This window comes from uncultured Flavobacterium sp. (assembly GCF_951805225.1).
Taxonomy (GTDB): domain Bacteria; phylum Bacteroidota; class Bacteroidia; order Flavobacteriales; family Flavobacteriaceae; genus Flavobacterium.
In genome coordinates, this window is the sequence record NZ_OX638201.1 from 1959177 (window position 1) to 1986150 (window position 26974).

Consider the following 26974-nt stretch of genomic DNA (forward strand, 5'->3'; position numbering starts at 1 on the left):
ATTGCCCTTAAAACCATAAATTACAATGGCACCAAACTTTTTTAAACCTTACATTTTCGTCGGATTACATATTCTGGTCTGGCTATTGTTAGGATTTACCTTGTTGTTTTATATTCCGCTAACATGGAATATTGTTCTTCCGGCAATCTTTTGGTTGTGGCAATCTATTGTGCTTTTTTTCATGATTGTTATATTTTATTTTAATGCACATATAATTGTCCCAAGAACTATAATAAGAGATAATATAAGTCCATTTTTTATTCTGGCACTTTTTATCATTTTTATAATGCAACTCGTTGCTTATCTGTACAATTACAATACAGACTTACATAATAAACTGGCATTAATCTTAGGTTTTAAAAAATACCGAAATGATTATTTTGACAATTATGTTTTCACAATAACCTTATTAGTTTTAGGAATCAGTACAAGTTATGCGATGCTACGCCACTGGCAAAAAGCCGCACAACACAAGCAAAAACTGGAACAGGATAAAACCATGGCAGAATTGGCGATGTTGAAAGCGCAAATTAATCCGCACTTTTTCTTTAATTCGCTTAATAGCATTTATTCCCTTACTTATACCAATATCGAAGATTCTAGAAGCGCTTTGCATACTTTAAGCCGAATGATGCGTTATTTACTTTATAGTACAGAAGGCGAACGAACTACGCTATTGAAAGAAGTAGAATTCATGAAAGATTTTATAGCTTTGATGAAGCTTCGTGCCAATAAAAAGCTAACGATAACAACAGATATACCAGAAAAAATTCACGATTTTCCAATTGTTCCAATGTTGTTACTACCTTTAGTAGAAAATGCTTTTAAACACGGTATTCATGCCACAGACAAAAGCGAAATACATATTAGTTTAAAACAAGATGGAAACAACCTTGAATTTGAAGTTGAAAATACTTTTTTCGAAAAAACATCAACTACGGATCAAGGCGGAATTGGGCTAACAAATACAAAACGAAGATTACATTTGATTTATCCAAACAAGCATTCTATGACTGCCGGTATTGACCAAAATGGCAAATACAAAGTAAATCTACAAATAACTTTAGAACAATGATTGTATTAAAATGTATAGCAGTAGACGACGAACCACTAGCCTTAAAACTTGTGGAAACTTTTATAGAGCAAACTCCGTTTTTGCAATTGGCGTGCAGTTGCGATAATGCCGTCGAAGCTATGAGTTTAATACGCGAGCAACAACCTGACATTGTTTTTCTGGATATAAATATGCCTAATTTAACAGGAATGGAACTCGCCAGACTTTTGCAGGAACAACCCGGACCATTGCCTAAAATTATTTTTACAACTGCTTACAATCATTATGCAATCGAAGGATATCGTGTAAATGCTGTCGATTACTTATTGAAACCTTTTAGTTACGAAGAGTTTTTAAGAGCTGCCAATAAAGTTTTGCAAATGTCTGAAGAAGCTTCAAATCAATTTCATTCTGTTGCGGCCGATGATGAATTTATTTTTTTGAAAGTCGAATATCAATGGGTCCGAATTTCTTTAAAAGACATTTTATATATCGAAAGTTTGAAGGATTATGTAAAAGTACATTTTGAAGATTCTCAGAAGTCTTTGATGTCTTTGATTTCGCTTAAAGCATTGGAAGAGAAATTATCCTCTTCAAAATTTATGCGCATCAATCGCTCTTTTATTGTTCCCTTAGATAAAATAAGTTCGATAAGTAAAAACTCAATCTTCATTGGTAAAACCGAAATTACAGTTGGAGAACAATACAAAGAAACCTTTAAAACCATCGTAGACAAATGGTTGAAATAATTATAATACATAATACCGCATGGAAAAAAGATCTAATAAATATTCCCTCACATTAAGCTTAAAGGAATATGCAAACGGGGAAACTGAACCCGCAAAAGAACTAGGAATTGAATTTGATAATCACGACGAAATATTTGGGATTATCGAAAGAATAAAAGACAAAAATATATTTGAAAATCCGCATGAAGCAACGCAATTTGCGCTTGGTTTAAAATTGTTCAGCGAAATCAAATTAAAGCATCGTAAGAATCCACTTTTTGAAGAATTGAATGAAGTGTTTCCTGTCTTCATGAAAAAATTAAAAAGCATGTAAAATAAGAAAGACTGTCGTAAAAGGCAGTCTTTTTTTTGTTTTTATAGCCAAAGCTGCGTCATTGCGAGGAACGAAGCAACCACACTAACAAAAATCACGAATTGAATCTTACAAATGAGATTGCTTCGTTCCTCGCAAAGACCAATCTTTGTAGAGTTTCTTGCGAGGATTTCTCCCTTCGCTCGAAATGACAAACTAGTTCGCCAATCTTTGTCGATCTGCTAGTGTGATTTCTCGTTCCTCGAAATGACAAAAAAATCAATTACAGTTTTCCATTTCAATAATTGAATAACCGTTTTTAAGAATTTGATTTTCTATTTCTATTGGAGCTTTATCGATATGGCAAAATTTACATTCTTTTGAAGTTAAAGGCTGACCTTCTTGCGAAACCGTTTTAAGATATTCTTTTCCATATTCAAAAACCTTTTCGGCGTTGTCTGTACGTTCGTCAACCAGAATATCAAAATGCATAATTTTTCCATCATTTCGGGTTACATAAGTATCCCATACTGCTACTTTCATATGATTTTTATTGTTTTAAATTAAATCTTTTTGGTTTTCTTATTGGTACAAAATTACTCGAGTTTGTAATCTGCTGAATAATCCAGTTTTTTGATTTATAACAATATTCTGGTCTACTTCAAACCCAAACTGGACTATTTATAATACTCAAAACTGGATCTTTTGCCTACTCCACTCTTTTATTACTTTTAACAATTACCAATCTAGAACTTTCAATGAGAATGTCTCAGGATTTAGAATTGGCTATTGCCGAAGGTTCAAATCTGGTAAGAATTGGAACTTCTGTTTTTGGAAATCGCTTTTTAGCAAAAGAAATCTGGAACCAAAATATTGCAGAATAAAGTCTAATTTTGCACCAAATAAAAACTCAAATGAATCTGTTCGAACTTGTTTTAAATGATACTGAAAAAGTAGCGCTGAATGATTTACATTTCAGTCAGGAGAATAAAACTACGCTGCTTCAAACGATTAAAGAACATACTTATATCGAAGAATTAAAAAAGTACAATCTTGCCGTAGACAATAAAATACTTCTTCACGGTCATTCCGGCTGTGGAAAAACGACGACTGCAAAAGCCATTGCAACTTCTTTGAATAAAAAGATTATTATAATAAATCTCAGCACTTTAATCGATGCTAAAATTGGAGAAACGTCAAAAAATCTAAAAGCAATATTTGATCGCGTAATCTCAGAAAAAGCAGTTTTATTTCTGGATGAATTTGACCAAATTGGAAAAAGCAGAGATAATAATGACAAAGATGTTGCCGAAATGAAACGTTTGGTAAACACCTTAATTCAATTAATTGATTATTTCCCAAATAACAGTTTGCTTATTTGCGCCACCAATTATTACGATAGTATCGACACGGCTTTGCTTAGAAGATTTCAGATTAAACTAAAATTTGAAATGCCAAACGAAAATGAACTTCGTGCTTATTATGATAAACAATTAGAGCGTTTTCCTGTTCATTTTCAAGATATTCCACGTAAATTAAATATTTCATACGCTGAAGCTAAAGATTACATCAACACAACAATGAAAAGGCAAATCATAGCTGAATTAGAGCTTCAGAATCAACAAAAACTTAGCGAAACAATACTATAAAAAAAAACACGAATTTCACAAATTTGCACTAATTCATTCGTGAAATTACTTCAGCAAAAAAGTAACCTCCAAAATTTGTGCAAATTCGTGAAATTCGTGTTTGAATTATTTAATAAGTATTAAGCTTTTGCTTTTCTTTTTACTGTACAGCCAATTTCCTTAGTTTGTGTAATCGCTGGTTTTTGATTGCTTTTTAAGGATGCAATTACATCTTCGGCATATTTTGTTTTCTCCGTTTTAGTTCCTTCCGGATCATTATCGATTGCACCTACATATTCTACAACATTTCCTTTAGCGCTTTTTGAAACAATAAAAAGATGTGGTGTATGTTTTGCTCCATATTCATCAGTAATTTTTTGTCCTGCATCAAATAAATAAGGGAAAGGATATTTTTTATCTTTTGCTAAATCCTGCATTTTATCAAACGAATCTGCTTTTGAAGCTTCAGGATCATTTGGATTAATTGCAATTACTGGATATCCTTGAGATTTGAACTTTTTATCAAGCTCAATTATTCTTTGCTCATAAGCCACTGCATATGGACAAGTGTTACAGGTAAATACAACAATAAATCCTTTGGCTTTTGGAAAACTTGCAAAAGAAACTTCTTTTCCATCTACATTTTTCAATTTGAAATCCGGTGCAGTATCTCCGGCTTTAAGTGTTGTTTGCGCCTGAGAAAGCAACATATTAAACAAAAACACCATGGTTGCGGTAATAAAATTTTTCATAATTTATAGTTTTTTATATTCAGTTAATAATTGTTCATAGGTAAATTCAGATTCGACAAATTTCCTTTTATCACCTTTAATAAAAAGTGTTGCGGGAATACTTCCGGACCAATTAGGATCGATTCTGTCAATATATTCTTGTGGATTACTTTCGTTCAATAGAAAAACCTGGCTTTTCATGTTTTTCCTTTTCACAAACGGTATTACCGCGGAAGTCAATTTGGATTTAAAATCAACACTAACTAATAATACAGCCAATTTCTCGGCTTTGTATTCGGCATTTAGTTTTTCAAAATGAGGTAATTCCTTAATGCATGGAGCGCACCAGGTTGCCCAAAAATTCACGACATAAGTACTGTCTTTTCCGTTTTTGATTCTTTCCTGTAATTGATCAATGTTTATCAACTTTACGTTTTGACCAAATGTGGTTATCGAAAAAGCAAAAAACAAAAAAGTATATATTTTAAAAGCGTGGATTTTCATATTTGCGAGTGCTTTAGAAGTTTGCCTTACAAATATAAACTAATGTTAAATTATTTTTTGTTAATGAAAGTTTAATGGTTTGAAAATTGTCCATGAAGCCATGAAGTCGCAAAGTAAAATCTACTATTAATAGCATTATGCGAATCAAGAATTGAAATTTATAATTTGTACCGTTAGGTACTAAATGTTGGTAAACATATCGATTCGAAATTCGTTAGCGTGCCGTAGGTACGCAACAATATCATAACTATTGCGTACCTACGGCACGCTAGATTTTTTCCAATTCATACTTACTACCAACATTTAGTGCCTAACGGCACAATTCAATTTCTTACATTGTTGCTTTTATGTTTGTATTATTTACAAACAAAAGTTTCTCCATATTACTCATATTGACAAGGGATAAAATGCCATTCTTATTTTGATTAATAGCATTTATTTTAAAACAAAATTCATCTCCATCTTTGTCCATTAACGTTAAATACTCAATATTATCATCTGAATTATTCTGACAACTGTGCGAAATAGAATATCGATACATAACCTTGAAACTATCATTGACATAATTATAAACCTTTCCGTCTGGCGTAAAAACCCATCTCGCACTGCGATTTGCATTATTATACCAGGTTCCAATAATTTTTTTAGACGAAGGATCTTCATCTTGATTGTTTCCGAAAATTGTAGGGATTTGTAATACCAATAGCAAAATTAAAAATAGCTTTTTCATAGTTTTTTTTATTTAATTATGTATCTGATTTTCAAAAATAAACTTGAATATTTTTTATATAAAAATAATAATTATTTGATTAACAGAATATTTTAAAAGAATTTAAAATATCCTGTTAATTATTCATTGTTCCATCGGAACATCTCATTGGTAACAAAAATATCTCGATTTCACGTTTTCGTCCCAGAGGGACGTTTGGATTCACGCAATTGGTTCTTTAAAAATATATTGTTCATCATATTCTACTTCAAATGCTTTTAGTATTTTTAGATATTCCTCCAAAAACGTTTCTTTCTTATGATGTTCCTCTTGATTTTGTATATAACGAATTACATTTGGAACATGACTTCTTGAATACGAAAACGCACCATAACCTTCCTGCCACGCAAAAGCCAAACATAATTTCTCTTGTTTAATCCATTTTGTTGTTTCTGTTTTTACATTCTGAATAAGCGAAGAAATAGATTGAGTTGGACGCATTCCTATAAAAATATGGATGTGATCCGGCATACTATTTATACAAAGCATTTTATGCTGATTCGATTGAATTATACCCGTTATATATTGATGCAATCTGTCTTTCCATTCTTTGTCTATTAATGCTTTACGAAATTTTACTGCGAAAACAAATTGTATGTGTAGCTGTGTGTATGTATTTGCCATTATCGATGAGATGTTCCGATGGAACATTAAAACCATTATTTCCAATTATATTGATACCGATGAAACATTTCTATAGAAACAAACATTCAAATACAGGTTGTTCCATCGGAACATCTCATTGGTAGAAAAAAAATATTTATTTTTCGATATCGTTCCGGAGGGACGATTGAAATCGGACAATGTTTTTTTTATATATTGTCCCCATGAAATGTTCCGATGGAACATTAAAACTGTTATTTTTTTATTGTCTACTACCAATGAGTTGTTCCGATGGAACATTTTTTTATGCGAATGTCTAGATTACTATTTTCTTTGTAAATAAATCAATCAAAACTGCAAAAATTTCAAATATAATATCTTCCCCAAAAGATTTAAATATATCTAATTAAGACAAACTACAATTATTAGAAATCTTATTACATGTAACAAATTTTAAAAAATACCGACTTATAAAAAAACCAAAAGCTATGGATACGAAACCAAATACCAACTTGAAAGATTTTGAAGTTAATATCAAAGTTAAACTTGCTTTTCTCTGGACATCAGTAACCTTATGTTATTTATATGGAGATTATTTTGAATTGTATGTGCCCAAAAAAACGGCGGGACTTGTAAGCGGAGACAATTTGCTTGACAATCCTGTAAAATTATTTATGGCAGCAGTTTTACTTGCCATTCCGGCGGTGATGGTGTTTTTTTCTATTCTGTTGAAACCAAAAATTAATAGATTTCTAAATATCTTATTTGGAGTTTTCTATACTTTAATTATGGTTTTAATTGCTTTTACTTCGCTAACGCCATGGAGAAGTTTTTATGTTTTTCTGGCTCTTCTGGAAAGTTTAATTACACTTCTGATTGTGTTTTATGCCTGGAAATGGCCTAGAGAATTGTAATAAATTCAGATTTCTCCAAATTTATCTTTATATCGTTCCAGTTCTGCTTCTGTTTTATGAAGAAGTTTTTCGAGGAGCTTTATTTTATCTTCGTAGAGAACTTTTAACGTTGTGGTATTTTCGGTGTTAATCAGAATGCTTCCGTTGTTGTTTCCGATAACTTTATTGAAATTTCCGAAATATCGCTGACCATCAAAACTTAGAATATCTTCGACGCTGACTTCTAAAATTCGGGCAATTTCGACCAGCTTTACATAGGATAAAATGGTTTTTCCTTTTTCAATTTTGCTATAACCTGCCTGAGTAACGCCAAGTTGTTCTGCCATGTATTCTTGTGTGTAATTTTTGAGCTCTCTGATACTTTTAATTTTATTTTTTATAGAAGTAGACATATTTTTTGGTTTGGGGGATGTAGAATAGACAAAACAACTCAATATCAAAATCTGATATTACAGCAGTTCCATCTTGAATTGTATGCTAAAACTATTTCACTTGTAGGGAAATGAAATCGGGTATTTTGTTATTTTTTCTTTGCAATAATTACAAATCCATATATTACAGCAATAACAATGCATACCAAATCATAATTGGAAATTGGAGGTAATAACATTTAGTAAAATTTTAGTAGATTAGGCAGTTTTCTTTATCATTCGATCAAACTGTAGGTTCAAGTATTGATCTATTTGCCTGCCTATGAGATTCCGGTCTTCGGCTTTGATTTTGATTGAAATTTCTTTTTGATAAATATCCCGAACCAAAACGAAATATTCAAATTCTGTGCGATCATTAAATCTTAAAATGATAAGAAATGTATAACACAATAAGGTTGGAATGATATAATAAACGTCGATTATATCCGAAAAAATCATGCAATAATAAGCTATCGCGGTGACGAGAATAAAGATGGCATTGACGAGAAAATACGTTTTCTTTTTTCGGGATATACCAAGTTCAATTATTTCATCAAAAGAATATTGCCATTGATTTTTGCCATAACAAAAATGGACTTGATTTGGGGTAAGAGTAATGAACATAATAAATAGTAGGTAAAAACAATTTAGGGATTTGTTTAAGGAATATTGCAGTTTTTTGAATGCAATAAACTCTCTTCCGCAATATTACGCAATAACTTCTTTTTTTTCTTACAACACATCTCATAGAATATAACTAAAAGTTATAATTAAATCCTAATTACAATTTAAAACCTATCATAGTTAGATTTTCATAAAACAAGTCTTACTTTTTAGTTTTTTCGATGTTTATCTTAAATATTTTTTACTGGAGAAATAATTTCTGACAATTAAATAAAGAACTCAATTTCCTAAAAAATCCTTCAATACCAAAATATTTAAAAGATTACAATATAATCAACTGAGAATTATAGAAATAGAAACACATATTTTGTAATATTTTGCGTAAATTACTGGGGTAAATTAGCAAATGTAAAAGCCTGTAAAATTAAGTTCGAAAATAAGCCACAAAAACTACTTAAAATAAAATATCATGGAAAAGCTAAACAACCAGAATTATCGCGATTATAGTGATCTTGATACTCTTATCGAAAAGGAAAACAACTATGCTGACAACATTTTTAATGAAGAAGAGCAATTGATAACTGACATTAATCATGAAACAAATGATTATAACAGAAACGAAAATACTCCAAATGAAGAAGCGATCATAAATGGCGAGGAACAAATCACAAATGACGAAGATTCAGAAAATGTGGATAACACTTTAGAAAAAGACGGTGATCTCGACGATGATGATTCTGAGGATGAAGATGATTCTGATGAGATATCTCACGATCCTTTTCCGAGTCTTGAACCTGGAAATTTCTAAAAAATAGCACCCTGTAGAAACAGATAACTGCTAAGAATTATTCTTGGCAGTTACCTGCTTTTGATTATAATCGGCATGAAATTCTATAAGAAAAAATTAAAACTATATAATTTTTCTTCTTCGGATTACCGTAATTTTAAATTATCAGTTTTAAAGAAATTAAACTGATTTTAGAAAATGCAGTAACATATGGATATAACAATTCAAATCATCTGGCTTTTTGTTCTCGCTATTCCAATTGCTTGTATAAGTTGGACGGTTACGCATGAAGAAATTTTTAAAGAACCTCGAGAATGGTGCATTAAACATTCTAAAAACGAAAAGACAATTCTTGGCAGAAAGGCATTTTATCTCTTTACTTGTGAGTACTGTTTTAGCCATTATGTCACAATTGCATTTTTGGTTCTTTGTAATTATAAACTTTTCTTAAATGATTGGCGCGGCTATATTTTGGCAGGATTTTCGCTTGTTTTTATAGCAAATGTCTATATGAGCCTTTTTGCATTATTAAGACAAGCTATAAAAAAAGAAAAAGTCGAAATTGAAAAAATCGAACAAGAAACTGATACTGAAAAGCTATCTAAATAATAAAGTATAACAAACAAAATTCAAAAAATCATGGAAAATTTAAATTTCATAGACCCTCTACTTCACGGAATTACTCCTGAAAAATCGAAAATGCCAAATCTAACTACAAAACAATTGCTTTTTGCCGGAGTAGGTTCACTTATTGCAAGTGCCGTTCTTAAAAAAGCAGGACAAAATAAAACAGCTGCAGTTGTTGGCAGTCTTGCATTGCCTTTAATAGCTTCGGCTTGTTACAAACAATATTCTAAAGTTTCGAAAGCAAAAAGCGAAATCAATGACAGTAGTGGTATTGAATACAATCACTAATTTTTTGTTTCAGGTTTAAAAAATTTGTTTCAAGTTTCAGGTTTTCTTTGTTTGAAGATTACCTTTATCTAAAAAAATAAGCCACGAATTCACGAATACTTCTACATAATAGTAGACAATCATTCGTGAATTCGTGGCTATTTTTTTCATCAGAATTCAACCTGAAACCTGACCCGAGGCTTAAAGCCGAATTGGCGAAGCAAACAAAGAAAACTTGAAACGAGCTTTTAAGAGATATTTATATTTCCTTCGACCCAATTTAAAGCTTTGTTGAAAGCTTCTTTTTTAAAGCCGTGAAATTCTCCCGGAACTACATAACTAAATCCGTTTGTGAAGGAAATTATTTCATCAGAATCTGTAATTATGGCGGCACGATTCCATTTTCCAAGATGTTTAAGTCCTAATAATGCATCTTGCAACCATGCACCCGAAGTAAAGTTTTCTAAATCAGTATCCAAAACCAATAAAAAATTAATCTCATTAGTCTGTTTTACCAAATGTTCTACTGCGGGAACAACTACAGTTAAAAAATCTTCTGTTGTTACTTCTGCCAATGCTCTAAATGCTACAATATTATCTGTTGTGTCGATTTGATGTATCATGATATTTCTATTTTGAATGTTATTAATATCGGGTTTGTGATTTTTAGTTTTCACCGAAATTCCTATCAAAAATACCTATAGAATAGTGTTTAGGTATTATATCATCTCTTTGTATTATTATAAAATAACTACCTGCTTTTTAAGATGCTGATTTACTGAAGCTCTAAGGTGCTAAGTTCTCGATTTACTTTGTAAACTAATTTTGTTTTGCTAGATATTTTAACATACTAAGTTACTGATAATCTGCGAGTATTAAACTCTTATAGAGCATGTTTTTTATAAACCACCGTTTCCTTCATCAACAGATTTTTTGGTTCGTTGGAAGGATTTTATAAGATCTGGAAGAAAATTATTAAAAATGAGTTTTACCTGTACTGCATTAACGAATTTATTGGTGTCTTTTCTTGGCATGATTTCGTTATTATAAGAAGCCTCAACAATAAAATCTTTAATAAATTCATAACCCAATCCAAGTGTAAGCCTGTTTCTGTCAAAATTTTCGGGACCTCCTACTTGGCTGTCCGTTTTAAAAAAAACTTCTTCGGAAGCAAACGAATACAATACGCCTTTGTGAATTTTAAGATCTGTAATAGGATAAACTGCTTTGACCTGAAGCCGAAGTCGTTCTACTGCTTCAAAATAACCGTCGTCGTTATGCAAATGCCGATCTTCAAGTCGGAATCTTAAATTTACTTTTATCCTGTAATCTTTCAATAAACTATAGCTTACCTGCAATGCTGATCGCCATTCGGGTGCTTCAGTCTGATTTAGCTCCGGTACATTTTTATTCGAATAGTAAGCATAAAATATAGACATTTTCCATCGGTCACCGGGATAATAATGTGCCCAGCCTCGAAGATATGTTTGTGTAATATCATGAAAAACAGCTTTATCTTCCGGCGTACTGCTCGAAGTAAATCCTGCATCTAATTCGACTACCCAATTTTGGCTTAAATCTTTTGTAAATGCATATTCGTTCCAAAACTGATTTAGATTATCCGTTTGCGATTTTACAATTGTGGTATATACCAGTAAGAGAACATAAATACTATATTTCATGCTTTATGTGTTGCTTGTGTTGCGATTGAATTTGTTTTTGTTTGCACAAATCTTACTATTACCGGTATTCAAGAAAGCGAAAACACAAATGAATGCATTTTCGCTTTTGATCTTTATTTTATCAATAATTGAAGTTTTTTATCGAAAGTTCTTTACTTGCTAAAATCGTAACTTAAAGAAGCTCCAAGTCCAAATTGAAATGTCGACACATAATCATTAACTGCTACAGGTCCATAATAGTAAGTCCAATAATAATCATATCCAACAGCAGCCGACATAGATTGCAAATAAGCATGTAGGTTTATTGATAATGGTGAACTGGTTTTGATTTTTACACCTCCTTTAAGTTCCCAGGCAAAATAAGTTCCACTGCCGCTTTTTGGTGTTTCAAGAATCGCAACACCGGCACCAGCACCTAAAAATGGTCGGACTTGTTGTGAGCTATCCATAAAATAATAGGTATAATCAGCTAAAACATAGTTTATAGCTCCTTTATCGTCTCCTGCATTAAGTTGAGTTCCAGGAGTAATACCACCAGTTAATGCAGTCTTTGTGTAAAGAGGCATATTTGTATCAAGTCTGTTATATTTTAATTCGATAGAAGCGTTATCCATTATAAAATATTCCAAGCCTAAACCATATTCAAAACCATCTTCGACACGTGCGTATGAATCATCAAAATCTACTCTGTCCGAAAAGGTATAACCTCCGTACAAATTAAGCAAAAATGCTCCTGAACTTTGAGCTGACATTGCCAGCGAGAAGAAAAAAACAACGAATAATAAATGATTCTTTTTCATAATTTGATTTTTTTTAATGGGTTTCCAATTTTGCCACAGCAGCAAGATGTTTTATATTATAAATTTTACCTTACAATATTTTTCAAATTGCCAGATATAGCTTTGATTTTACATTTTTCCAAAATTATCCAAAATGAAAATAAAAATCTTTGAGATACAGCCGTTTAATGGTTGCAAATTAGAATTTGAAACCAATTCTTCTAAGGTTCTAAGGTACTTAGGTTCTGAATTACCAATAAAAAAAAAGCCTGCTTCTTTCGAAACAGGCAATTTGTAAAAAAATAAAACTAACACAAAACTTTTAATTATATCCTTGATTTTGTTTAATTACCTTTTGATCGATAACCGTTTGCGGAATTGGAAATATTCTTCTGAAAGGTTGAGAAGCCGCTTTTGCAGTTCCTGCTAAATCAAATTTTCCAAAACGAATACTTTCTGGTCTTCTTTGTAATTCCCAGTACAATTCATAACCTAATTCTTTATATAACTGCTCTGAGTCTAAAGTAGTAAGTGCTTTTCCCGGAGCGTTTCCAAATAATGATTCTCTTTTTCTGCTTGTACGCAATTTGTTAAGATCGATCATGGCTAAACCAGCGCTTCCTTTTCTAAAATAAGCTTCAGCTCTCATCGCATAAACTCCACCTAAACGAAATAACGGAATATCAACATTACTGTTACCGTTTCCACCTTCCGGATCAAATTCGTATTTAAAAACACGAGCTCCCTGATTGATTTCGTTTTGAGCAAAAACAGATTTCGTAGGATCTGCAAATGTCAATGATGGTGTAAAATTCATTCTGGTAGTCGTGCTTTTTTCCATAAATAATGGAGAAACTTTTATACGATTACCTGCCATTTCAAGAGATCCTGAAGGCAATAATATAGGACCATATTGAAGCCCAGCCTGAATACCTCTGTTAAAATGGAACCAAGGCAATCCCGGACTACTTTTAGGTACAATGTCTGTTGCAGGAACACTTACATCTGTACCATCATTCATAAACCATGTACCATCAGCATATTGATAATGTTGTTCAAATCTTGGATCGTCATGATTTCCATCCCAAGATGCGTAGAACTCCGGAGTTGTACAAGCAGCATTTGTTCCTCTGTTTGCGGCAGATGTTCTCTGGTTACGTTCCATACATACATAAGCAAAACTGTTAGAACCGTTACGGATGTAATCTATCTTTTGAGAAATTGCAAAAATAAGTTCTGTACCATTCTCGTTTGTTCTTGCAAAGTTTTTGAAGAAATCACTTTCTAAACTGTATTTTCCTGAATCGATCAATAATGATGTATAATAAATAACGCGATCCATATCTGTTCCAGTTCCGCTTACAGCAGCTTCATTAAAATTAAAAGCAGACGTAGCATTGAAACGATCTTTAAAAACCGCACGATTCAAATACATATTCGCTAAAAAAGCATAAGCAGCTTGTTTAGTAAATCTTCCGTGGTGCGTTCTTTGCGTACCAATATCAGCCAAATCAGGGATTAGCGCTTCAACATCTTTTATTAACTGATCAATTTGAGTATCAGCTTTTAAAATTTGTAAAGGTGCTGTTGTACTCGATGGATCTCTATATGGTGCTTGTCCGAATAAATCTAATGTTGTGTAAGTATAAAAAGCTAAAAGCGCTTTTGATTCTGCCAAAAACAATGTCTTTTCCGGGAAAGTACTGGCTTCTGCTGACCTAACTGCAGTCAAAGAACGAGTAATACCGTTATTCAATAAATCCCAATTCGAAACGATAATAGCATTCGTTGAACTCCATGTAAATTCGTGCATATCTCTCCATTTTCCACCATCTCCCCAGTCACTTCCGCGAGTTGGCAAAATAGCTTCGTCAGTAGTATATTCCTGCATCGCAAAAACGGCTCCGTGATCTGTAAAAGTTCCGTCTCCAAGTCTGTCATAAGCAGCTGCAAGTGAACCTGCAGGATCTGAAACAGAATTTCCTGATTTCTCATCTAAAACAACTTCATTTAAATCAGTACAACTGTTTAAGAGGATAATAAAAGAGAATAATGTTAAAGTTTTTATGCTAAAAAATGTCTTTGTCTTCATGATTTATAATTTTAAAGTTGCTCCGAAACTGAACGTTCTCGAAGTTGGATAAGCCGCATAATCAATACCAATAGATTGGTTTCCCTGGCTTGGTTTCGGGCTGTTAATTAATGGGTCAAATCCTGAGTAATGCGTTATTGTAACCAGATTATTTCCTGTTACATAAAGTGTTAATCCGTTTAACCAGTTCAGTCCTTTTAAGTCGAAATTATAACCAATACGCGCTGTATTTAATCGGATAAAATCAGACTTTTCTAAGAAAAGAGTCGACAAAATTGGTGAGTTTGTTGGGTTTGCACCAGACTCATAATAATTTGTAGAAACGTTTCTGTCAGAAGCAAGGTTGTTGATATTTAAGGCATTTAATCCTGTATTGTTCAACAAATAACCTCCAGTTTGTCCGATAATTGAGAATGAAAAACTAAAGTTTTTATATCTCATATCACTATTAAATCCGTAGTAAAAAGTTGGTAAAGCTCCTTCGATAATAACTCTGTCGCTGTTATCAATTTTACCATCTCCGTTTTGATCTTTAAAGATGTTACCGCCTTTACTGTCAAAACCTATGTGTTGCAACAAGTAGAAAGATCCTGCAGCATAACCACTTTTATAAATATTAGCATTTACGCCAGATTGTCCAGGTCCTGAAATAGTTCCTGTTAGGATTTCTGAAATTGGTAAATCTTCAATTTTATTATTTAATGTTGCTCCGTTTACATCTACATTCCAAGTAAAATCTTTAGTATCAACTAATTTTGAACCTAACATAAACTCAAAACCTTTGTTCACGATTTTACCTTGATTACTAAGATTTGTCCAAACTGTTGGTGTTGGGCTTAATAGCGGTGAAGTAACGTTTAAGATTGCATCTGTAGTGGTTTTGTTGAAATAATCAAGTGTTCCGTACAATTTATCTCTCCATAAATTAAAATCTAAACCTAGATTGTATTGGGTAACAACCTCCCATTTTAATTCAGGATTTGCTGTTCTTACTACAGAAACTCCGTTTACTAAATTTAAATCATCATATAAATAATACCCGTCAGCACCAGATAAAGAATAACTTGCTTTCGTAATTTTATTTTCAACTTCCTGATTTCCTGTTTGTCCCCAACTTGCTCTTAATTTTAAGTTGTTGATAGCCGTTACATTTTCTAAGAAACTTTCTTTAGAAATATTCCATCCCAAAGCAAATGAAGGAAAGTAACCGTATTTGTTATTATCTCCAAAACGAGTCGAACCATCCGCTCTCATCGAAGCCGTTAAAAGATATCTTTCGTTGAAAGTATAATTCAACCTTCCAAAGTAAGACTGCAATTCATTTTCCTGAGCATATCCAGAAAGTACAGGCAATATTCCTTTGAATCCAGGGTTGATTTCCGGTTTTACACCAACACCTTTTTCAGTAATACCTTCAATACTAAAACTTGTTCCTGATCTTTCGAATTTTTGATAAGAGAAACCACCTAAAGCTTCTACTTTATGTTTTCCAAATGTTCCGTTGTACGTTAAATAATGCTCGATTAATGAGTTTTTTGAATCAAGATTATTCTGAACATATTTACCAATTTTACTTATATCAGTTATGTTTGGATAAATAGTAGTATTTCTTTCAGAAGTTGAACGATCTACACCAACGTTTAATTTATATTCTAATCCGTTAACGATTCTAAAAGAAGCTTCAAGATTTCCTAAAACACGCAAAGTATTCGTTTGATCCTCATAAATACTTAATAAATAAGCAGGATTATAATGCGCATTCATATTAAAATTCGTGTATTTTCCGTTTGCATCAAAAACTGATCTTGTTGGATTTGCCATCAAAGTATGAATAACCAATTGTCCGTTAGAACCACCGTCATCACTTGTTGGAACTCCGTCATCTACAGTTTGACTCGCTGTAAGATTCACTTTTAATTTTAAACGTTTGTTATCCAAAAATGATTCAGCAGCATTAATTCTACCAGAAAGACGTTTGAAATTACTGTTACGAATAATTCCTTGTTGATCCATTTGCGCAACAGACGCATAATAATTTCCAGATTCTGTTTGTTTTGCAAAAGACAAAGCGTTGTTTGTAGTAATCGCAGATCTAAAAATTACATCCTGCCAATCTGTGTTTCCACCATGATCAAAAGACTTATCTTTTATCGCATTTCTATATTCACTTGCATTTAAAACATCCAATTTGTGAGCAACATTAGAAACTCCCATATAAGAGTCATACGTTAATGTTCCTTCACCTTTAGAACCTTTTTTGGTTGTAACCAAAACAACTCCGTTTGATCCTCTTGCTCCATAAATAGCAGAAGCAGAAGCATCTTTAAGAACCGTAATCGATTCGATATCACTTGAATTCAAGAAGTTTAATGGATTTTTTGCAGTCGAACTTCCAAAACCAACATTTGTTCCGCTTGGACTTACATCATCATTAGACAACGGCATACCATCAACTACGAACAAAGGCGTACTTCCGCTTCTGATAGATCCAACACCACGAATCGTAACGTTTACTCCAGCTCCCGGTTCTCCACTTGTGCTTACAACACGAACTCCGGCTACTTTTCCTTGTAATAAATTATCAGGCGAAACAGTAACTCCTTGTCTAAAATTTGCCGCTTCAAGTTGCGTAACAGCTCCGGTAACATCTCTTTTAGCTTGTTTACCATAACCTACAACCAAAACTTCGCTTAATTCAGCAGTATTTGGTTCCAATTGAATTGTCATGAAACCAGTTTGTGCAACAACAGTTTTGGTTTTATAACCCATATAGGTAACTTCGATCGTTTTGCCTTCGCCAACAGTAATTTCAAATTCTCCATCAAAATTAGAAGTTGTTGAATTTGAAGAACTTGTTTCCTTGATATATGCACCAGGAATTGGCACTTTATTTTCATCAACAATTTTTCCTTTAACTTTAACTCTGTCAATTGCTTTGCGAGAGATAGTTTTTGGCGCTTCTGTTTTTTGAATTAAAACTAATTTACCATTAATATTATAGTTAAAATTTGCTTTTTTAGAAAGATCACTTAAAATTAAAGTTACAGAATCATCTGAAAAATCTACAGTATACACCGTATTATCAGCGATAATTGCTTGACCGTAACTGAATTTGTAATCTGTTTGTTTGCTTAATTTTGAAAAAATAGAAACAAGTGTAGCTTTTTCTGTTTTATTTTTTACTTTTGAATTCTCTAGGAAATTAGTTTTACTGTAACCATTTTGAATGGCCAGTAATGCCAGTACTAAAAAGAAAATTCTCTTTAGATTTAAATAGGAAAGTTTAAAATACATGATTTAAGTTATTGGTTTTTTATCGATACTTAATTATTAATCGCAGTTGTTCTCAGCAACTGCTTTTTTTTTGTTTTTAATCCACTTTTACTATTTCGTCATAAACTTTGAATTTTAGGTTTGTGATATAATTAATTTGTTCTAAAACATTCTCTAATGATGCGTCCTTCTTGATGAACACCGTTAATGGCGTTGCTAATACTTGTTCATTATTGTATTTAAATGAAACACCGTATTTATATTGTAAAATGGTAATAACCTGTTTAAGAGTAGTTTGATTTAATGTCACATCCGTATTGTACCAATTAACCAAAAATGATTTATCAGCCATTTGTTTCGTCAGTTTCTGAGATTCAAACAAAGCTTCTTCATTTGGAACCAAGTCAACACTTTGTCCTTTTGAGCTAACATTTACTTTTCCGGTAACGACAATTACTTCACATTTTGATTTTGATAACTGAATGTGAAATGAAGTTCCGACAACTCTGGTTTTTATTTCGCCCGAAGAAATGATAAAAGGATGTTTTTTGTCTTTGGCAACTTCAAAAAATGCATTTCCTTTTAATAGCGAAACTTTTCTTTCATCTCCTTCAAATTTTTCAGGATATTGAAATAATGAATTTGCTGCCAGATAAATTTTCGAGCCATCACTTAATTCGATAGATTTGGGGGAATCTGAGGTTTTAAATGAAAGTTGCTTTTCGACAGCAATATTTGATTTGAAGTAAAAACCCAAACCAACAAGAAAAAGAATACTGGCAGCTGCCATATATTTTAAATAAGGATTAAAGCTTTTTTTCTTCCCTATTCTAAGTTGAATATTTTCGTAGATCTCCTGAGAAACTTCATCTGAATTTCCCATCGAAGCATCATTCCATTTTGAAAGTTGATATTGCGTAAAAGCAAAATCATTTAATAAATTTTCTTCTGCTATAGAAGTTTTATTTCGAGAACTTTTATCTATAAGATATTCTAAACTGTGCTTGATTCTTTTTATCATAATACTTATTATTACTAGTAAGTACTGGAAATGCAAAATCGTACTATCGAGAAATATTATGAAACCATTAACAGAAAGTTATCTTAAAACTTTTGATTCAAAATAATGAATGGAGCAAGCCACGCAAGGTCTTTTAAGCCTTCGCGCAATTGTTTTAACGCCGAAGAAATTTGATTTTTAACCGTTTGTTTAGAAATTCCAAGTTCATCAGCAATCTGATCAATAGACATATCCTGAAATTTGTACATCAATAAAACTTCCTTTCGTTTCTCCGGAAGTTTATCTAATAAGGAATAAAGTAAATCCATTAATTCAGGATCGATCGTCGCAAAATTATCTATAATGTAATCTTCAAATTGATCTTCAAGAATCGTCTTGTCAAAGCGGTTATTTTGATAATGTTTGAAAACCTGATTTTTTACTGCTCTAAACAAATATGGTTCAATAGCATTTATATTCAAGTCGTCTTTTCTTTCCCATAAATCGATAAAAACATCCTGAACAATGTTCTGTGCCAAGTCTTTATCCTGAGTCATCGTATACGAAAACGCATTCAGCTTTTTCCAGTATTCAGTATACGTTTTTTCAAAAATTTCAGGGTTCTTCATAACTAATTTGGGGACTATTTGGTGATGTAAAATAATAAAATGTTATACCAAAGTTTTTTTCCTGAACGTTATCTTTAAATTAAGGAATGAATTCATTTGTTTTACTAATACTACTTTTTTTACCTAAAAATGACACTTGGTTTGCGATTTCTTTTTCTTTAACTAACATAAAAACCAAATAGCGTATCTACTTTAGTGCTTTCTAAAAAAGGTGATTTTCTAATGCTGCGTCCTCAGTACTAATAAAAATTACACTTTTCAATCATGAAACAAATTCTGTTTACACTATTTCTTGCGGGCGCAATCCACAACGGCGTACAAGCGCAAAATGACACACTAAAAATTAATCAAATACAAGTAATTGGATCACACAACAGTTACCGTCAGAATATTGAACCCGATTTATACAATTTCATTCAGGCAAAAGACACTTCTCGATCTCTGAAAGGTCTTCAATACACACATATTTCGCTTACAGAACAATTAAATAAAGGACTTAGAAATTTAGAAATTGATGTTCAGGCCGATAGTAAAGGCGGAAAATATGCACACCCAAAAGGATTAGATCTTGTAAAATCTGAAGCCGCTTATGATCCAAAAGGAGAAATGAATAAGCCAGGTTTTAAAGTTTTTCATATGATCGATATTGATTTCAGAACCTCTTGTTATACGCTACAAATCGCTTTGGCGGAATTAAAAAAATGGTCAGACGCAAATCCAAATCACATTCCTGTTTTTATTACGCTGGAACCAAAAGATGATGATAGTTTCTTGGGTACAAAAGCAGAAAAATTTACTCCGGAATTATTTGACGCTTTAGACAAAGAACTTCGAAAAGGATTAGGTAATAAATTAATCACGCCGGATATGGTTCGCGGAAAATACAAAACCCTCGAAGAAGCCGTTCTAAACAACAATTGGCCAACACTAAAAAAAGCAAAAGGTAAATTCTTGTTTATCCTCGACAATAACGGAGCAAAAAGAGATATGTATGCTTTAGATCATCCTTCGCTGGAAAAACGTGTCGCTTTTATTTGCGCAGATCCCGGAAAACCAGAAGCTGCAGCATTATTAATAGGCAATTCTGAAGATCCAAGAATCACAGATTTAGTCAAAAAAGGATATATAATCCGTACAAGAGCCGATTCAGATACTAAAGAAGCTCGCAAAAACGATTATTCACACTTTGAAGCAGCCAAAAAATCAGGCGCACAAATCATAACCACCGATTATTATTTGCCAAGTACACTTTTTAATTCTCCTTATCAAATAAAATACGATGATGGAACTTATGTGAGAGTGAATCCTGTTACAGGAGAAAAATAGTTTTCAGTCTTAGTTTTCAGGTTGGGATAAATAAAAATTTAACCGCAAAGTTCGCAAAGTATTTTTTTGTTGATTGCGTTTAGTAAACGCTAAGTTCGCAAAGCCTTATCACTTAGCTTTACGAACTTTGCGTTTTATATAGGGAGAAAAATAGTTTTTAGTCTCAGTTTTCAAGTTGGGATGAATAAAAATTTAACCGCAAAGCGCGCAAAGTTTTTTTTGTTGTGGATTGCAGTTAGTAAACGCAAAGTTCGCAAAGCTTTATCACTTAGCTTTGCGAACTTTGCGTTTTGTATAAAACCTTATATATAAAAACCTTTGCGCGCTTTGCGGTTAAATTCATTCCAATTTTCACATACAGTAAAACCTGAAACCTGAAACAAAATAAACTTGAAACTATTTTTCGCTTTTAACTTCGCCGTTCTTCAAATCAACACTAAAATGATCAGCAGGAACTTCGTGCATGAATTTATTGAAGATAATCAGGAACAATCGCATTTGGTTTTGCAACGGTTTATCTTTTGAAGCATCATCTTTATGATTTTCAAAAAACAATTGAGATAAGACTTTATATTGTTTTGCTCTCGCGATTCCAACATCGGCTAAAGCCAATTCATCAGCGCTTCTAAAACGGTAGAAATCCACTAATAAATCATAACCTGTCCAGTTTAAATCCTCCCGTTTTATTTTCTTATCCGATAAAATTAAATCAGTTTTTCCTTCGGCTTCAATCCATTGTTTTTGAAAATCATCTTTATGCTCAAGATTATAATCAAAATCTTTAACCGATTGAATATTCGCTAAAATGAATAAATCTTTTGCAGAAACATTCAAAATAAAATTCTTAAATCCTTCTGGCCAATCATCTTTTAGAAATCTTAAACGAACTAATTCCTTCAAATGAAAATCGGTGAAATCATGATAATTCTTGGTTTTCAAAATATCAATATTCCAAATGTCTTTTGTTTGTTGACTTTCTAAGAATTTATATTCCATTTTATACAAATCAAAAAGTTCGTTATATCTCGGAACGGCATCAATTGTAATCGTTTGAATGTCTACAAGATTGTCTTTTTTTATAGTCAATAGTTTATACGCAGGAATATATGCTGCCAATGAAGGCGTTTGAATATTTACCAAAGTATTTCCTTTTTGTGTCGTGCGCATTCCCGTATCATTGATATGCATATGTCCGCCAAAATGAATTTTCAATCCTGCATCGGCAAAAACCTGCGCCACTTCTTCAACAGGAACTCGGTTTAACTGCCATTTATTTGGACCCAATAATTCTTTTATTTCCGCGGAAGCGTCATCATTAAAATCAATCATCGGAAAATGACTAAAAGCGATCAAAGTTTTGCCTTGTAGTTTGGCTTGCGCCGAAATTTCTTCGACCCATTTTATAAGATGTTTTTTATTCGAAAGCACGTTATTATAACCCGTACTTGCCTCTGAATAATTTTTAGGATCTTTTGGATCTCCATCATTTTTCTTCGGAATATAAACATTACCATCGATTGCCATTAACCAAAGTCCGTCGATAGGTTCAACGACATAACTCACATCCGGAACCTCATAACCGGGCGTAACATTATAAACTCGGTTTGACAATTGAGCGGCTTGTGAAGCCTTTTCGAAACTATAATTTTGAGAACTATAAGTAGAAAATGGAGTTGCCCAGAATTTGTATTTTTTATTTGGATAAAAACCAAAATCTTTCAGATTATCCGTAATTCCAAGATAACCCATTTTAGCAATATCGGCGGTTACAACTACAGGCTGTTCGATTGTTAAGTTTGGCTTATAAAGGCCTTCTTTGCTATAAATGGGTTGACTTTTTCCTTCTGCACCAAGAAAATCTTCCTTGCCTGATTCTTGTGCAAAAGGCCCAACAGGATCGTGATTTCCTGTTGTGATAAAAAATTCTATATTGTATTTCTTTTTATATTGTTCTAATATTTTTTCCAGACCTTTTACATGAATTGGCTGACCGTCATCTGTATAATCGCCCGGAAGTGCTACATATTTTATTTTTCGCTTGGCGATATCTTCCAAAGCAGCAATAAAAGCAAAATAGTTTTCATTGAAGATTCGGGTCGAATGCAACTGCGACGCCATTGTTCTCATTAACGTGTATTTCCCCGTTTTCGTATTCAAAACACCTTTATAATCATTATCAGAAAATGTTCCGAATAAATCCTGCAAATGCACATCTGATAAAAAAGCAATCTGAACACCGTCAAGTTTGGTTTGCTTTTGTGCCGAAATATTGGAATTAAAAAAAAGAAAAAACAGAAGTATAAAATAGGTTTTATGGATAGATATAATTTTTAAATTCATTAGGTTAAAATTTTAAAAGGATTTATGAAGTGGGCGCAATCATAAATGAGGATTTGCAATTTTATGGATTAAAACCCGAAATACCTTTATCGTATTGTTACCTAATGATAATGTTTATTGTAGGTCATAATTTTACCGCAAAGTGCGCAAAGGTTTTTTGTTCTGGATTGCGCTTAGTAAACGCAAAGTTCGCAAAGCTGATTATTGACAAAGCATTGCGAACTTTGCGTTTTTATAAAACCACGCATAGAAAAAAAACTTTGCGCACTTTGCGGTTAAATTCCCCCTACTCTTTACAGTAAAAAATTTTCCTTAAATTTATATTCAAATTCGGATTAGTTATGGAAACAAAAGATGGAAAACTAGCCATTTATGCCCAAACCAGAAAAGATTGGCGGAATTGGCTTCAGGAAAACAGTCAAATTGAAAAATCGGTTTGGTTGATTTTATACCATAAAAAAAGTAAAGTCGAAAGCATTAACCTCATCGATGCCACCGAAGAAGCACTATGTTTTGGATGGATTGATAGTTTGTGCAAAAAACGTGATGGTGAAAGTTATTATCTGACTTTTACACCTCGAAATCCTAAAAAAAGTAAATGGAGTCAGCCCAATCGCGATCGCGCAGAAAGAATGATTGAACAAGGTTTAATGACAGAACATGGTCAACTTTTGATTGATATCGCAAAGCAAAACGGAAAATGGGAATCTGCATGAAAATACTATCGTAAACGCAATTAAACCCGACAGGTTTTAAAAACCTGTCGGGTTTGAACACAAAAAAAAACCTTTGTCAAAGTTTAAAACTCTGACAAAGGTTAGAATAAATATAACTAACTATTTATTTCTTTATAAAACGTTTTATTGTTTTGATTCCGTCTTTCTCCAAAACAATAAAATAAACGCCTCTGTTCAACCCAGAAACATCGATACTATTATTATAGACTTTCTGTCCAGAAACTACAGTTCCCGTTTGAGAATCTATAATACTTATATTTCCTCCAGTTAAATCTGTGGTTATAAAAAGTATGTTTGCAACCGGATTTGGATAAATATTCAAAGCAACTGAATCTGCTCTTTCCGGATTAATTGGTGAAGCTGTAGATGCTGCTCCAATTTTTGTAATCCTGATCCAGTTGATATTCATTCCAGTATTCTGAATGTAGATTCCAAAATTGTAAGTTCCGGCATTTACGTTTACGGTTTGCGTAACGGTTTGCCAATTTTGCCATCCTCCGGTATTTGGAATATCAACATTTCCTAAAAGAATTGTTCCTCCATTTAAATCAGATGATAATTTACCGCCTGTTACACCACTTGCCACACGATATTCAATTAAGTAAGAACCAGTTGTTGGAAAATTAATATTGTTATAAGCCAACCAATCTCCAGTTTCTGTATAACCAACATTCGAACCGCCGCCAGTATCTGTCGTTGCTTCAACCTGGATTCCGCTCATTGCTGAATAATCCTCAGCCTGAATTAATGTTGAAGTTTGCGCAGTAGTTGTTGCGATTAATTTCCATTGTCCGCAAGTCTGATTGTTATTATCCCATTGCTGCACATTGGCACCATTTGCAGTACTTGCTCCGGCAACCTCAACAATTCTACCACTATGTCTGGCAACTATTTTGTAAAATCCGTCTCCTGTAGAAACTAAAACAAACTGCTGATTTGTTGTTCCATTATACGGATATTGCTCAACATTGGCGCCATTTGCTGTATTAAAACCATTTACATCCAATGATTGTCCGCTATGATTTACTATGATTTTATACAAACCATCGCCCAAATGTGTAAATGTATACTTTTGATTGTTTCCTGAATTTGGAGTTCCCTGCGCTACATTGGCACCATTTGATAAACTGGCACTCCAAACATCCATATTTAATCCGCTGTTTCTGTTTTGCAAAAAGAAAGTTTGATTTCCTAAAGTTGTAACTCCGTTTGCCAAAATTCTAATAGAAGTTACTTTATCGTTCCAAGTTGTATTCAAACAAGAATTATCAGAATTAATTACAGTTGAAGCTCCTGTAAAATTATCATCCTGATACAAAATCGCCTGAAAACCCTGAGTAATTCTTAGCGAAGAAATATCATCGTTTAAAACTCCTAAAGAATTCAAACGCGCCATATTATAATCACCAATTGTTAAACCTCCCGAAAATCCGGTATAATTACAATCTTTATAAACCGTAATAACATCTGTCGACGGATTGATATTTCCTCCTGGCGGAATTGTTCCTGTAACCGAATAACTTCCTATAGATCCATAAGCCGAATATCCGCCATAACCAACATTTCCCGCTCCGTTTCCATCAACGCCTATAAAATATTTACCGGCTGGCAAATTTACATTCATAGAAGCGTTTAGTGCAAAAGGATCTGAATTCCAATACGTTCCCATTTCGGCTCCAACCGAATTATACAAACGAATTAAAAGGTGAAGGTTTCCGTCTCTTCCAACAGTATTAGCATTAATCGAAACATTTCCTCCTCCGGTTGTAAACGTAAAAAAATCATAATCGGCTTCACTTGAAATGATACCATTTTTTTGATTGATAGTTCCGCTTGCATTATAATCTAAATTGGCTGCCGAAGCGGTCGTATTTCCGTAGTCGTCATTTCGATATCCTACGCCAAATTTTGCACTTGCTATCGAAGCCACATCATCTTGTTTGTTATCAGCATAATTGTATTCACCTTTACTCCATTGAACTACAGGTCTATAATAACCTGCACCCATAATTGGAGCCCATGAAGTTCCGTCAATTCCCAGAAAATAACCTTCTACAGGATTTGTACGCCCATCGTGACCAAGATCAAATGTATGTCCTACTTCATGCGCAGAGGCATCTCCACCTGATTTACCCGAAGTAATAAATACCCAGCAAGGTACATCATTGTCCCAATTGAAGGAACCAATATAAGCTACACCTCCTGCTCCCGGAGCCGCTGTATTGGTTGGAGTTACCACCACACGCATTCTTCTGTTTCTTGGATACGAATTAAAAACGGCTTCGTTCGTCGTAACATTTAAATTAAAAGGTCTGTAATCTTCAGATACTACTTCCCAATGTTGCTGTACATCGGCATCACTCATTCCGGATGGTGCAGCATTAATGGCATTTCCGTTGTTCCAAAGATTTCCTGCCGGCATATTATATCCGTCAAAATCTAATAAAACACAACCTGCCGCGCCCGGTAAACTTTGTAGATTTAATAAAGCCGGAGCAATTTGAGTCGCTGTTACTTTACTTGTAGTTTTTGTATTCGAAGGAACATTTCTGTAATCAATACAAACCAAAGTATTGATGTCTACTTTAGAAACAAAAGCGTTTCCTTTCGCATCTGAATAATATTTATAAGCTTCTTTTGTTTTCTTCAAAATAATATGTCCTTCAAGCGATTGGTCTTTTACTTTTATGTAAAAAGAAGATTCGGGAACATTTTTGATTTCTCCAATCAGAAATTCGCTTGACGCATTTGATTCTTTATAATTTATTTTTCCGTTAAAGTTTTTCGAATTTTCAACCTGAAGTAAAACTGTTTTTTCTGCATTTTTTGAGGTTGAAACAACTAATTCTTTCTTTAGATGATTCATAAATACTTTACTCGAACCTAAAGAAGTCTGCGCAATTGCAAAACTGCTAAAGGCTAAAAAGACAAGTAAAGCGAACTGAAACTTGTAATTGTTTTTCATATAAAATTTGGGGTTAAAAAAGTTATGAATTATAAATTATGAGTTATGAGTTTTTTGAAATTTGGGATTTGAGTAGTATTGGCTAAAATATTTTACCGCAAAGCACGCAAAGGTTTTTATCCTGGATTGCATTTAGCAAACACAAAGTTCGCAAAGCTAGATCAACAAAAAACTTTGCGAACCTTTGCGGTT

At 32.9% G+C, this 26974-nt stretch carries 25 protein-coding genes and 1 pseudogene; 11 read left to right on the top strand and 15 right to left on the bottom strand.

Annotated features, from left to right (window positions below):
• The first annotated feature begins 25 nt into the window (after window positions 1–25).
• From WN975_RS08155 to WN975_RS08165, 3 genes are read left to right on the top strand one after another with little or no spacing between them, the layout of a single operon-like run.
• Window positions 26–1075 carry a histidine kinase gene (locus WN975_RS08155; RefSeq protein WP_337966093.1) on the top strand — a complete coding sequence of 350 codons (1050 nt, stop codon included), beginning with the start codon at window positions 26–28 and terminating at the stop codon, window positions 1073–1075.
• Window positions 1072–1803, top strand: coding sequence for a LytTR family DNA-binding domain-containing protein (locus tag WN975_RS08160; RefSeq protein WP_337966094.1), 732 nt, complete (start codon window positions 1072–1074; stop codon window positions 1801–1803). Before WN975_RS08155 ends, WN975_RS08160 begins: the two co-directional genes overlap by 4 nt.
• Window positions 1804–1822: 19 nt before the next feature.
• Entirely contained in the window at window positions 1823–2116 is a 294-nt protein-coding gene (locus tag WN975_RS08165) for a DUF3861 domain-containing protein (protein ID WP_337966095.1), read from the top strand.
• A 258-nt stretch (window positions 2117–2374) separates the two neighbouring features.
• On the opposite strand, the gene WN975_RS08170 is transcribed toward WN975_RS08165, so the two are convergent.
• Window positions 2375–2638: a DUF2024 family protein gene (locus WN975_RS08170; protein ID WP_337966096.1), complete on the bottom strand. Its 264-nt coding sequence runs from the start codon at window positions 2636–2638 to the stop codon at window positions 2375–2377.
• Between the two features lie 200 nt (window positions 2639–2838).
• Between WN975_RS08170 and WN975_RS08175 the strand changes: the two are divergent.
• Both WN975_RS08175 and WN975_RS08180 read left to right on the top strand, forming a co-directional pair.
• Window positions 2839–2979, top strand: a pseudogene (locus WN975_RS08175) (YggS family pyridoxal phosphate-dependent enzyme); the annotation flags it as partial.
• A 30-nt stretch (window positions 2980–3009) separates the two neighbouring features.
• Complete coding sequence (locus WN975_RS08180; protein ID WP_337966097.1) at window positions 3010–3744, top strand: ATP-binding protein; 735 nt, start codon at window positions 3010–3012, stop codon at window positions 3742–3744.
• 119 nt (window positions 3745–3863) lie between these two features.
• On the opposite strand, the gene WN975_RS08185 is transcribed toward WN975_RS08180, so the two are convergent.
• The 4 genes from WN975_RS08185 to tnpA form a co-directional block, all read right to left on the bottom strand.
• A complete protein-coding gene (locus WN975_RS08185; protein WP_121330295.1) occupies window positions 3864–4475 on the bottom strand; it encodes a thioredoxin family protein in 612 nt (203 codons plus the stop codon).
• Between the two features lie 3 nt (window positions 4476–4478).
• Window positions 4479–4958, bottom strand: a complete 480-nt coding sequence (locus WN975_RS08190; RefSeq protein WP_337966098.1) for a TlpA disulfide reductase family protein — start codon at window positions 4956–4958, stop codon at window positions 4479–4481.
• A gap of 331 nt (window positions 4959–5289) precedes the next feature.
• The gene (locus WN975_RS08195) at window positions 5290–5688 is read right to left on the bottom strand and encodes a hypothetical protein (RefSeq protein ID WP_337966099.1); all 399 of its coding nucleotides are present in this window, start codon (window positions 5686–5688) and stop codon (window positions 5290–5292) included.
• Window positions 5689–5889: 201 nt separating this feature from the next.
• Window positions 5890–6351 (bottom strand): IS200/IS605 family transposase, encoded by a 462-nt coding sequence (tnpA, locus tag WN975_RS08200; RefSeq protein WP_337966100.1) that lies wholly within the window; start codon window positions 6349–6351, stop codon window positions 5890–5892.
• A gap of 467 nt (window positions 6352–6818) precedes the next feature.
• On the opposite strand from tnpA, the gene WN975_RS08205 reads away from it, so the two are divergent.
• A complete protein-coding gene (locus tag WN975_RS08205) occupies window positions 6819–7244 on the top strand; it encodes a DUF6326 family protein (RefSeq protein ID WP_337966101.1) in 426 nt (141 codons plus the stop codon).
• A 5-nt stretch (window positions 7245–7249) separates the two neighbouring features.
• Here WN975_RS08205 and WN975_RS08210 read toward each other — a convergent pair whose 3' ends face one another.
• Window positions 7250–7636 (bottom strand): helix-turn-helix transcriptional regulator, encoded by a 387-nt coding sequence (locus WN975_RS08210; protein WP_099708175.1) that lies wholly within the window; start codon window positions 7634–7636, stop codon window positions 7250–7252.
• A 1111-nt stretch (window positions 7637–8747) separates the two neighbouring features.
• Here WN975_RS08210 and WN975_RS08215 point away from each other — a divergent pair.
• From WN975_RS08215 to WN975_RS08225, 3 genes are all read left to right on the top strand, one after another.
• The gene (locus WN975_RS08215) at window positions 8748–9086 is read left to right on the top strand and encodes a hypothetical protein (protein ID WP_337966102.1); all 339 of its coding nucleotides are present in this window, start codon (window positions 8748–8750) and stop codon (window positions 9084–9086) included.
• A 189-nt stretch (window positions 9087–9275) separates the two neighbouring features.
• Window positions 9276–9674 (top strand): hypothetical protein, encoded by a 399-nt coding sequence (locus WN975_RS08220; RefSeq protein WP_337966103.1) that lies wholly within the window; start codon window positions 9276–9278, stop codon window positions 9672–9674.
• A 30-nt stretch (window positions 9675–9704) separates the two neighbouring features.
• Window positions 9705–9980 carry a PrgI family protein gene (locus WN975_RS08225; RefSeq protein ID WP_099708178.1) on the top strand — a complete coding sequence of 92 codons (276 nt, stop codon included), beginning with the start codon at window positions 9705–9707 and terminating at the stop codon, window positions 9978–9980.
• Between the two features lie 227 nt (window positions 9981–10207).
• On the opposite strand, the gene WN975_RS08230 is transcribed toward WN975_RS08225, so the two are convergent.
• From WN975_RS08230 to WN975_RS08260, 7 genes are all read right to left on the bottom strand, one after another.
• Window positions 10208–10582 (bottom strand): STAS/SEC14 domain-containing protein, encoded by a 375-nt coding sequence (locus tag WN975_RS08230; RefSeq protein WP_337966104.1) that lies wholly within the window; start codon window positions 10580–10582, stop codon window positions 10208–10210.
• 276 nt (window positions 10583–10858) lie between these two features.
• The gene (locus tag WN975_RS08235) at window positions 10859–11641 is read right to left on the bottom strand and encodes a DUF2490 domain-containing protein (RefSeq protein ID WP_337966105.1); all 783 of its coding nucleotides are present in this window, start codon (window positions 11639–11641) and stop codon (window positions 10859–10861) included.
• Between the two features lie 152 nt (window positions 11642–11793).
• Complete coding sequence (locus WN975_RS08240) at window positions 11794–12441, bottom strand: OmpW family outer membrane protein (protein WP_337966106.1); 648 nt, start codon at window positions 12439–12441, stop codon at window positions 11794–11796.
• Window positions 12442–12742: 301 nt separating this feature from the next.
• Window positions 12743–14512, bottom strand: coding sequence for a RagB/SusD family nutrient uptake outer membrane protein (locus tag WN975_RS08245; protein ID WP_337966107.1), 1770 nt, complete (start codon window positions 14510–14512; stop codon window positions 12743–12745).
• 3 nt (window positions 14513–14515) lie between these two features.
• Window positions 14516–17806: a TonB-dependent receptor gene (locus WN975_RS08250; protein ID WP_337966108.1), complete on the bottom strand. Its 3291-nt coding sequence runs from the start codon at window positions 17804–17806 to the stop codon at window positions 14516–14518.
• 76 nt (window positions 17807–17882) lie between these two features.
• Window positions 17883–18806, bottom strand: a complete 924-nt coding sequence (locus tag WN975_RS08255) for a FecR family protein (RefSeq protein WP_337966109.1) — start codon at window positions 18804–18806, stop codon at window positions 17883–17885.
• Between the two features lie 83 nt (window positions 18807–18889).
• Window positions 18890–19414, bottom strand: a complete 525-nt coding sequence (locus WN975_RS08260; protein ID WP_089351515.1) for an RNA polymerase sigma-70 factor — start codon at window positions 19412–19414, stop codon at window positions 18890–18892.
• 264 nt (window positions 19415–19678) lie between these two features.
• On the opposite strand from WN975_RS08260, the gene WN975_RS08265 reads away from it, so the two are divergent.
• A complete protein-coding gene (locus WN975_RS08265) occupies window positions 19679–20740 on the top strand; it encodes a phosphatidylinositol-specific phospholipase C1-like protein (RefSeq protein WP_337966110.1) in 1062 nt (353 codons plus the stop codon).
• Between the two features lie 396 nt (window positions 20741–21136).
• On the opposite strand, the gene WN975_RS08270 is transcribed toward WN975_RS08265, so the two are convergent.
• Complete coding sequence (locus WN975_RS08270) at window positions 21137–23080, bottom strand: metallophosphoesterase (protein WP_337966111.1); 1944 nt, start codon at window positions 23078–23080, stop codon at window positions 21137–21139.
• Window positions 23081–23421: 341 nt separating this feature from the next.
• On the opposite strand from WN975_RS08270, the gene WN975_RS08275 reads away from it, so the two are divergent.
• Complete coding sequence (locus WN975_RS08275; protein WP_337966112.1) at window positions 23422–23796, top strand: hypothetical protein; 375 nt, start codon at window positions 23422–23424, stop codon at window positions 23794–23796.
• 124 nt (window positions 23797–23920) lie between these two features.
• Here WN975_RS08275 and WN975_RS08280 read toward each other — a convergent pair whose 3' ends face one another.
• Entirely contained in the window at window positions 23921–26782 is a 2862-nt protein-coding gene (locus WN975_RS08280) for an RICIN domain-containing protein (RefSeq protein ID WP_337966113.1), read from the bottom strand.
• Between the last annotated feature and the right edge of the window lie 192 nt (window positions 26783–26974).

Bases quoted from the DNA above. Each gene is read 5' to 3' on its own strand.
- WN975_RS08255 (WP_337966109.1), bottom strand. From the start codon at position 18,806: ATGATAAAAAGAATCAAGCACAGTTTAGAATATCTTATAGATAAAAGT.
- WN975_RS08280 (WP_337966113.1), bottom strand. From the start codon at position 26,782: ATGAAAAACAATTACAAGTTTCAGTTCGCTTTACTTGTCTTTTTAGCC.
- WN975_RS08185 (WP_121330295.1), bottom strand. From the start codon at position 4,475: ATGAAAAATTTTATTACCGCAACCATGGTGTTTTTGTTTAATATGTTG.
- WN975_RS08190 (WP_337966098.1), bottom strand. From the start codon at position 4,958: ATGAAAATCCACGCTTTTAAAATATATACTTTTTTGTTTTTTGCTTTT.
- WN975_RS08155 (WP_337966093.1), top strand. From the start codon at position 26: ATGGCACCAAACTTTTTTAAACCTTACATTTTCGTCGGATTACATATT.
- WN975_RS08225 (WP_099708178.1), top strand. From the start codon at position 9,705: ATGGAAAATTTAAATTTCATAGACCCTCTACTTCACGGAATTACTCCT.
- WN975_RS08235 (WP_337966105.1), bottom strand. From the start codon at position 11,641: ATGAAATATAGTATTTATGTTCTCTTACTGGTATATACCACAATTGTA.
- WN975_RS08195 (WP_337966099.1), bottom strand. From the start codon at position 5,688: ATGAAAAAGCTATTTTTAATTTTGCTATTGGTATTACAAATCCCTACA.
- WN975_RS08250 (WP_337966108.1), bottom strand. From the start codon at position 17,806: ATGTATTTTAAACTTTCCTATTTAAATCTAAAGAGAATTTTCTTTTTA.
- WN975_RS08265 (WP_337966110.1), top strand. From the start codon at position 19,679: ATGAAACAAATTCTGTTTACACTATTTCTTGCGGGCGCAATCCACAAC.
- WN975_RS08245 (WP_337966107.1), bottom strand. From the start codon at position 14,512: ATGAAGACAAAGACATTTTTTAGCATAAAAACTTTAACATTATTCTCT.
- WN975_RS08230 (WP_337966104.1), bottom strand. From the start codon at position 10,582: ATGATACATCAAATCGACACAACAGATAATATTGTAGCATTTAGAGCA.
- WN975_RS08215 (WP_337966102.1), top strand. From the start codon at position 8,748: ATGGAAAAGCTAAACAACCAGAATTATCGCGATTATAGTGATCTTGAT.
- WN975_RS08210 (WP_099708175.1), bottom strand. From the start codon at position 7,636: ATGTCTACTTCTATAAAAAATAAAATTAAAAGTATCAGAGAGCTCAAA.
- WN975_RS08165 (WP_337966095.1), top strand. From the start codon at position 1,823: ATGGAAAAAAGATCTAATAAATATTCCCTCACATTAAGCTTAAAGGAA.
- WN975_RS08275 (WP_337966112.1), top strand. From the start codon at position 23,422: ATGGAAACAAAAGATGGAAAACTAGCCATTTATGCCCAAACCAGAAAA.
- WN975_RS08220 (WP_337966103.1), top strand. From the start codon at position 9,276: ATGGATATAACAATTCAAATCATCTGGCTTTTTGTTCTCGCTATTCCA.
- WN975_RS08270 (WP_337966111.1), bottom strand. From the start codon at position 23,080: ATGAATTTAAAAATTATATCTATCCATAAAACCTATTTTATACTTCTG.
- WN975_RS08160 (WP_337966094.1), top strand. From the start codon at position 1,072: ATGATTGTATTAAAATGTATAGCAGTAGACGACGAACCACTAGCCTTA.
- WN975_RS08180 (WP_337966097.1), top strand. From the start codon at position 3,010: ATGAATCTGTTCGAACTTGTTTTAAATGATACTGAAAAAGTAGCGCTG.
- tnpA (WP_337966100.1), bottom strand. From the start codon at position 6,351: ATGGCAAATACATACACACAGCTACACATACAATTTGTTTTCGCAGTA.
- WN975_RS08170 (WP_337966096.1), bottom strand. From the start codon at position 2,638: ATGAAAGTAGCAGTATGGGATACTTATGTAACCCGAAATGATGGAAAA.
- WN975_RS08205 (WP_337966101.1), top strand. From the start codon at position 6,819: ATGGATACGAAACCAAATACCAACTTGAAAGATTTTGAAGTTAATATC.
- WN975_RS08260 (WP_089351515.1), bottom strand. From the start codon at position 19,414: ATGAAGAACCCTGAAATTTTTGAAAAAACGTATACTGAATACTGGAAA.
- WN975_RS08240 (WP_337966106.1), bottom strand. From the start codon at position 12,441: ATGAAAAAGAATCATTTATTATTCGTTGTTTTTTTCTTCTCGCTGGCA.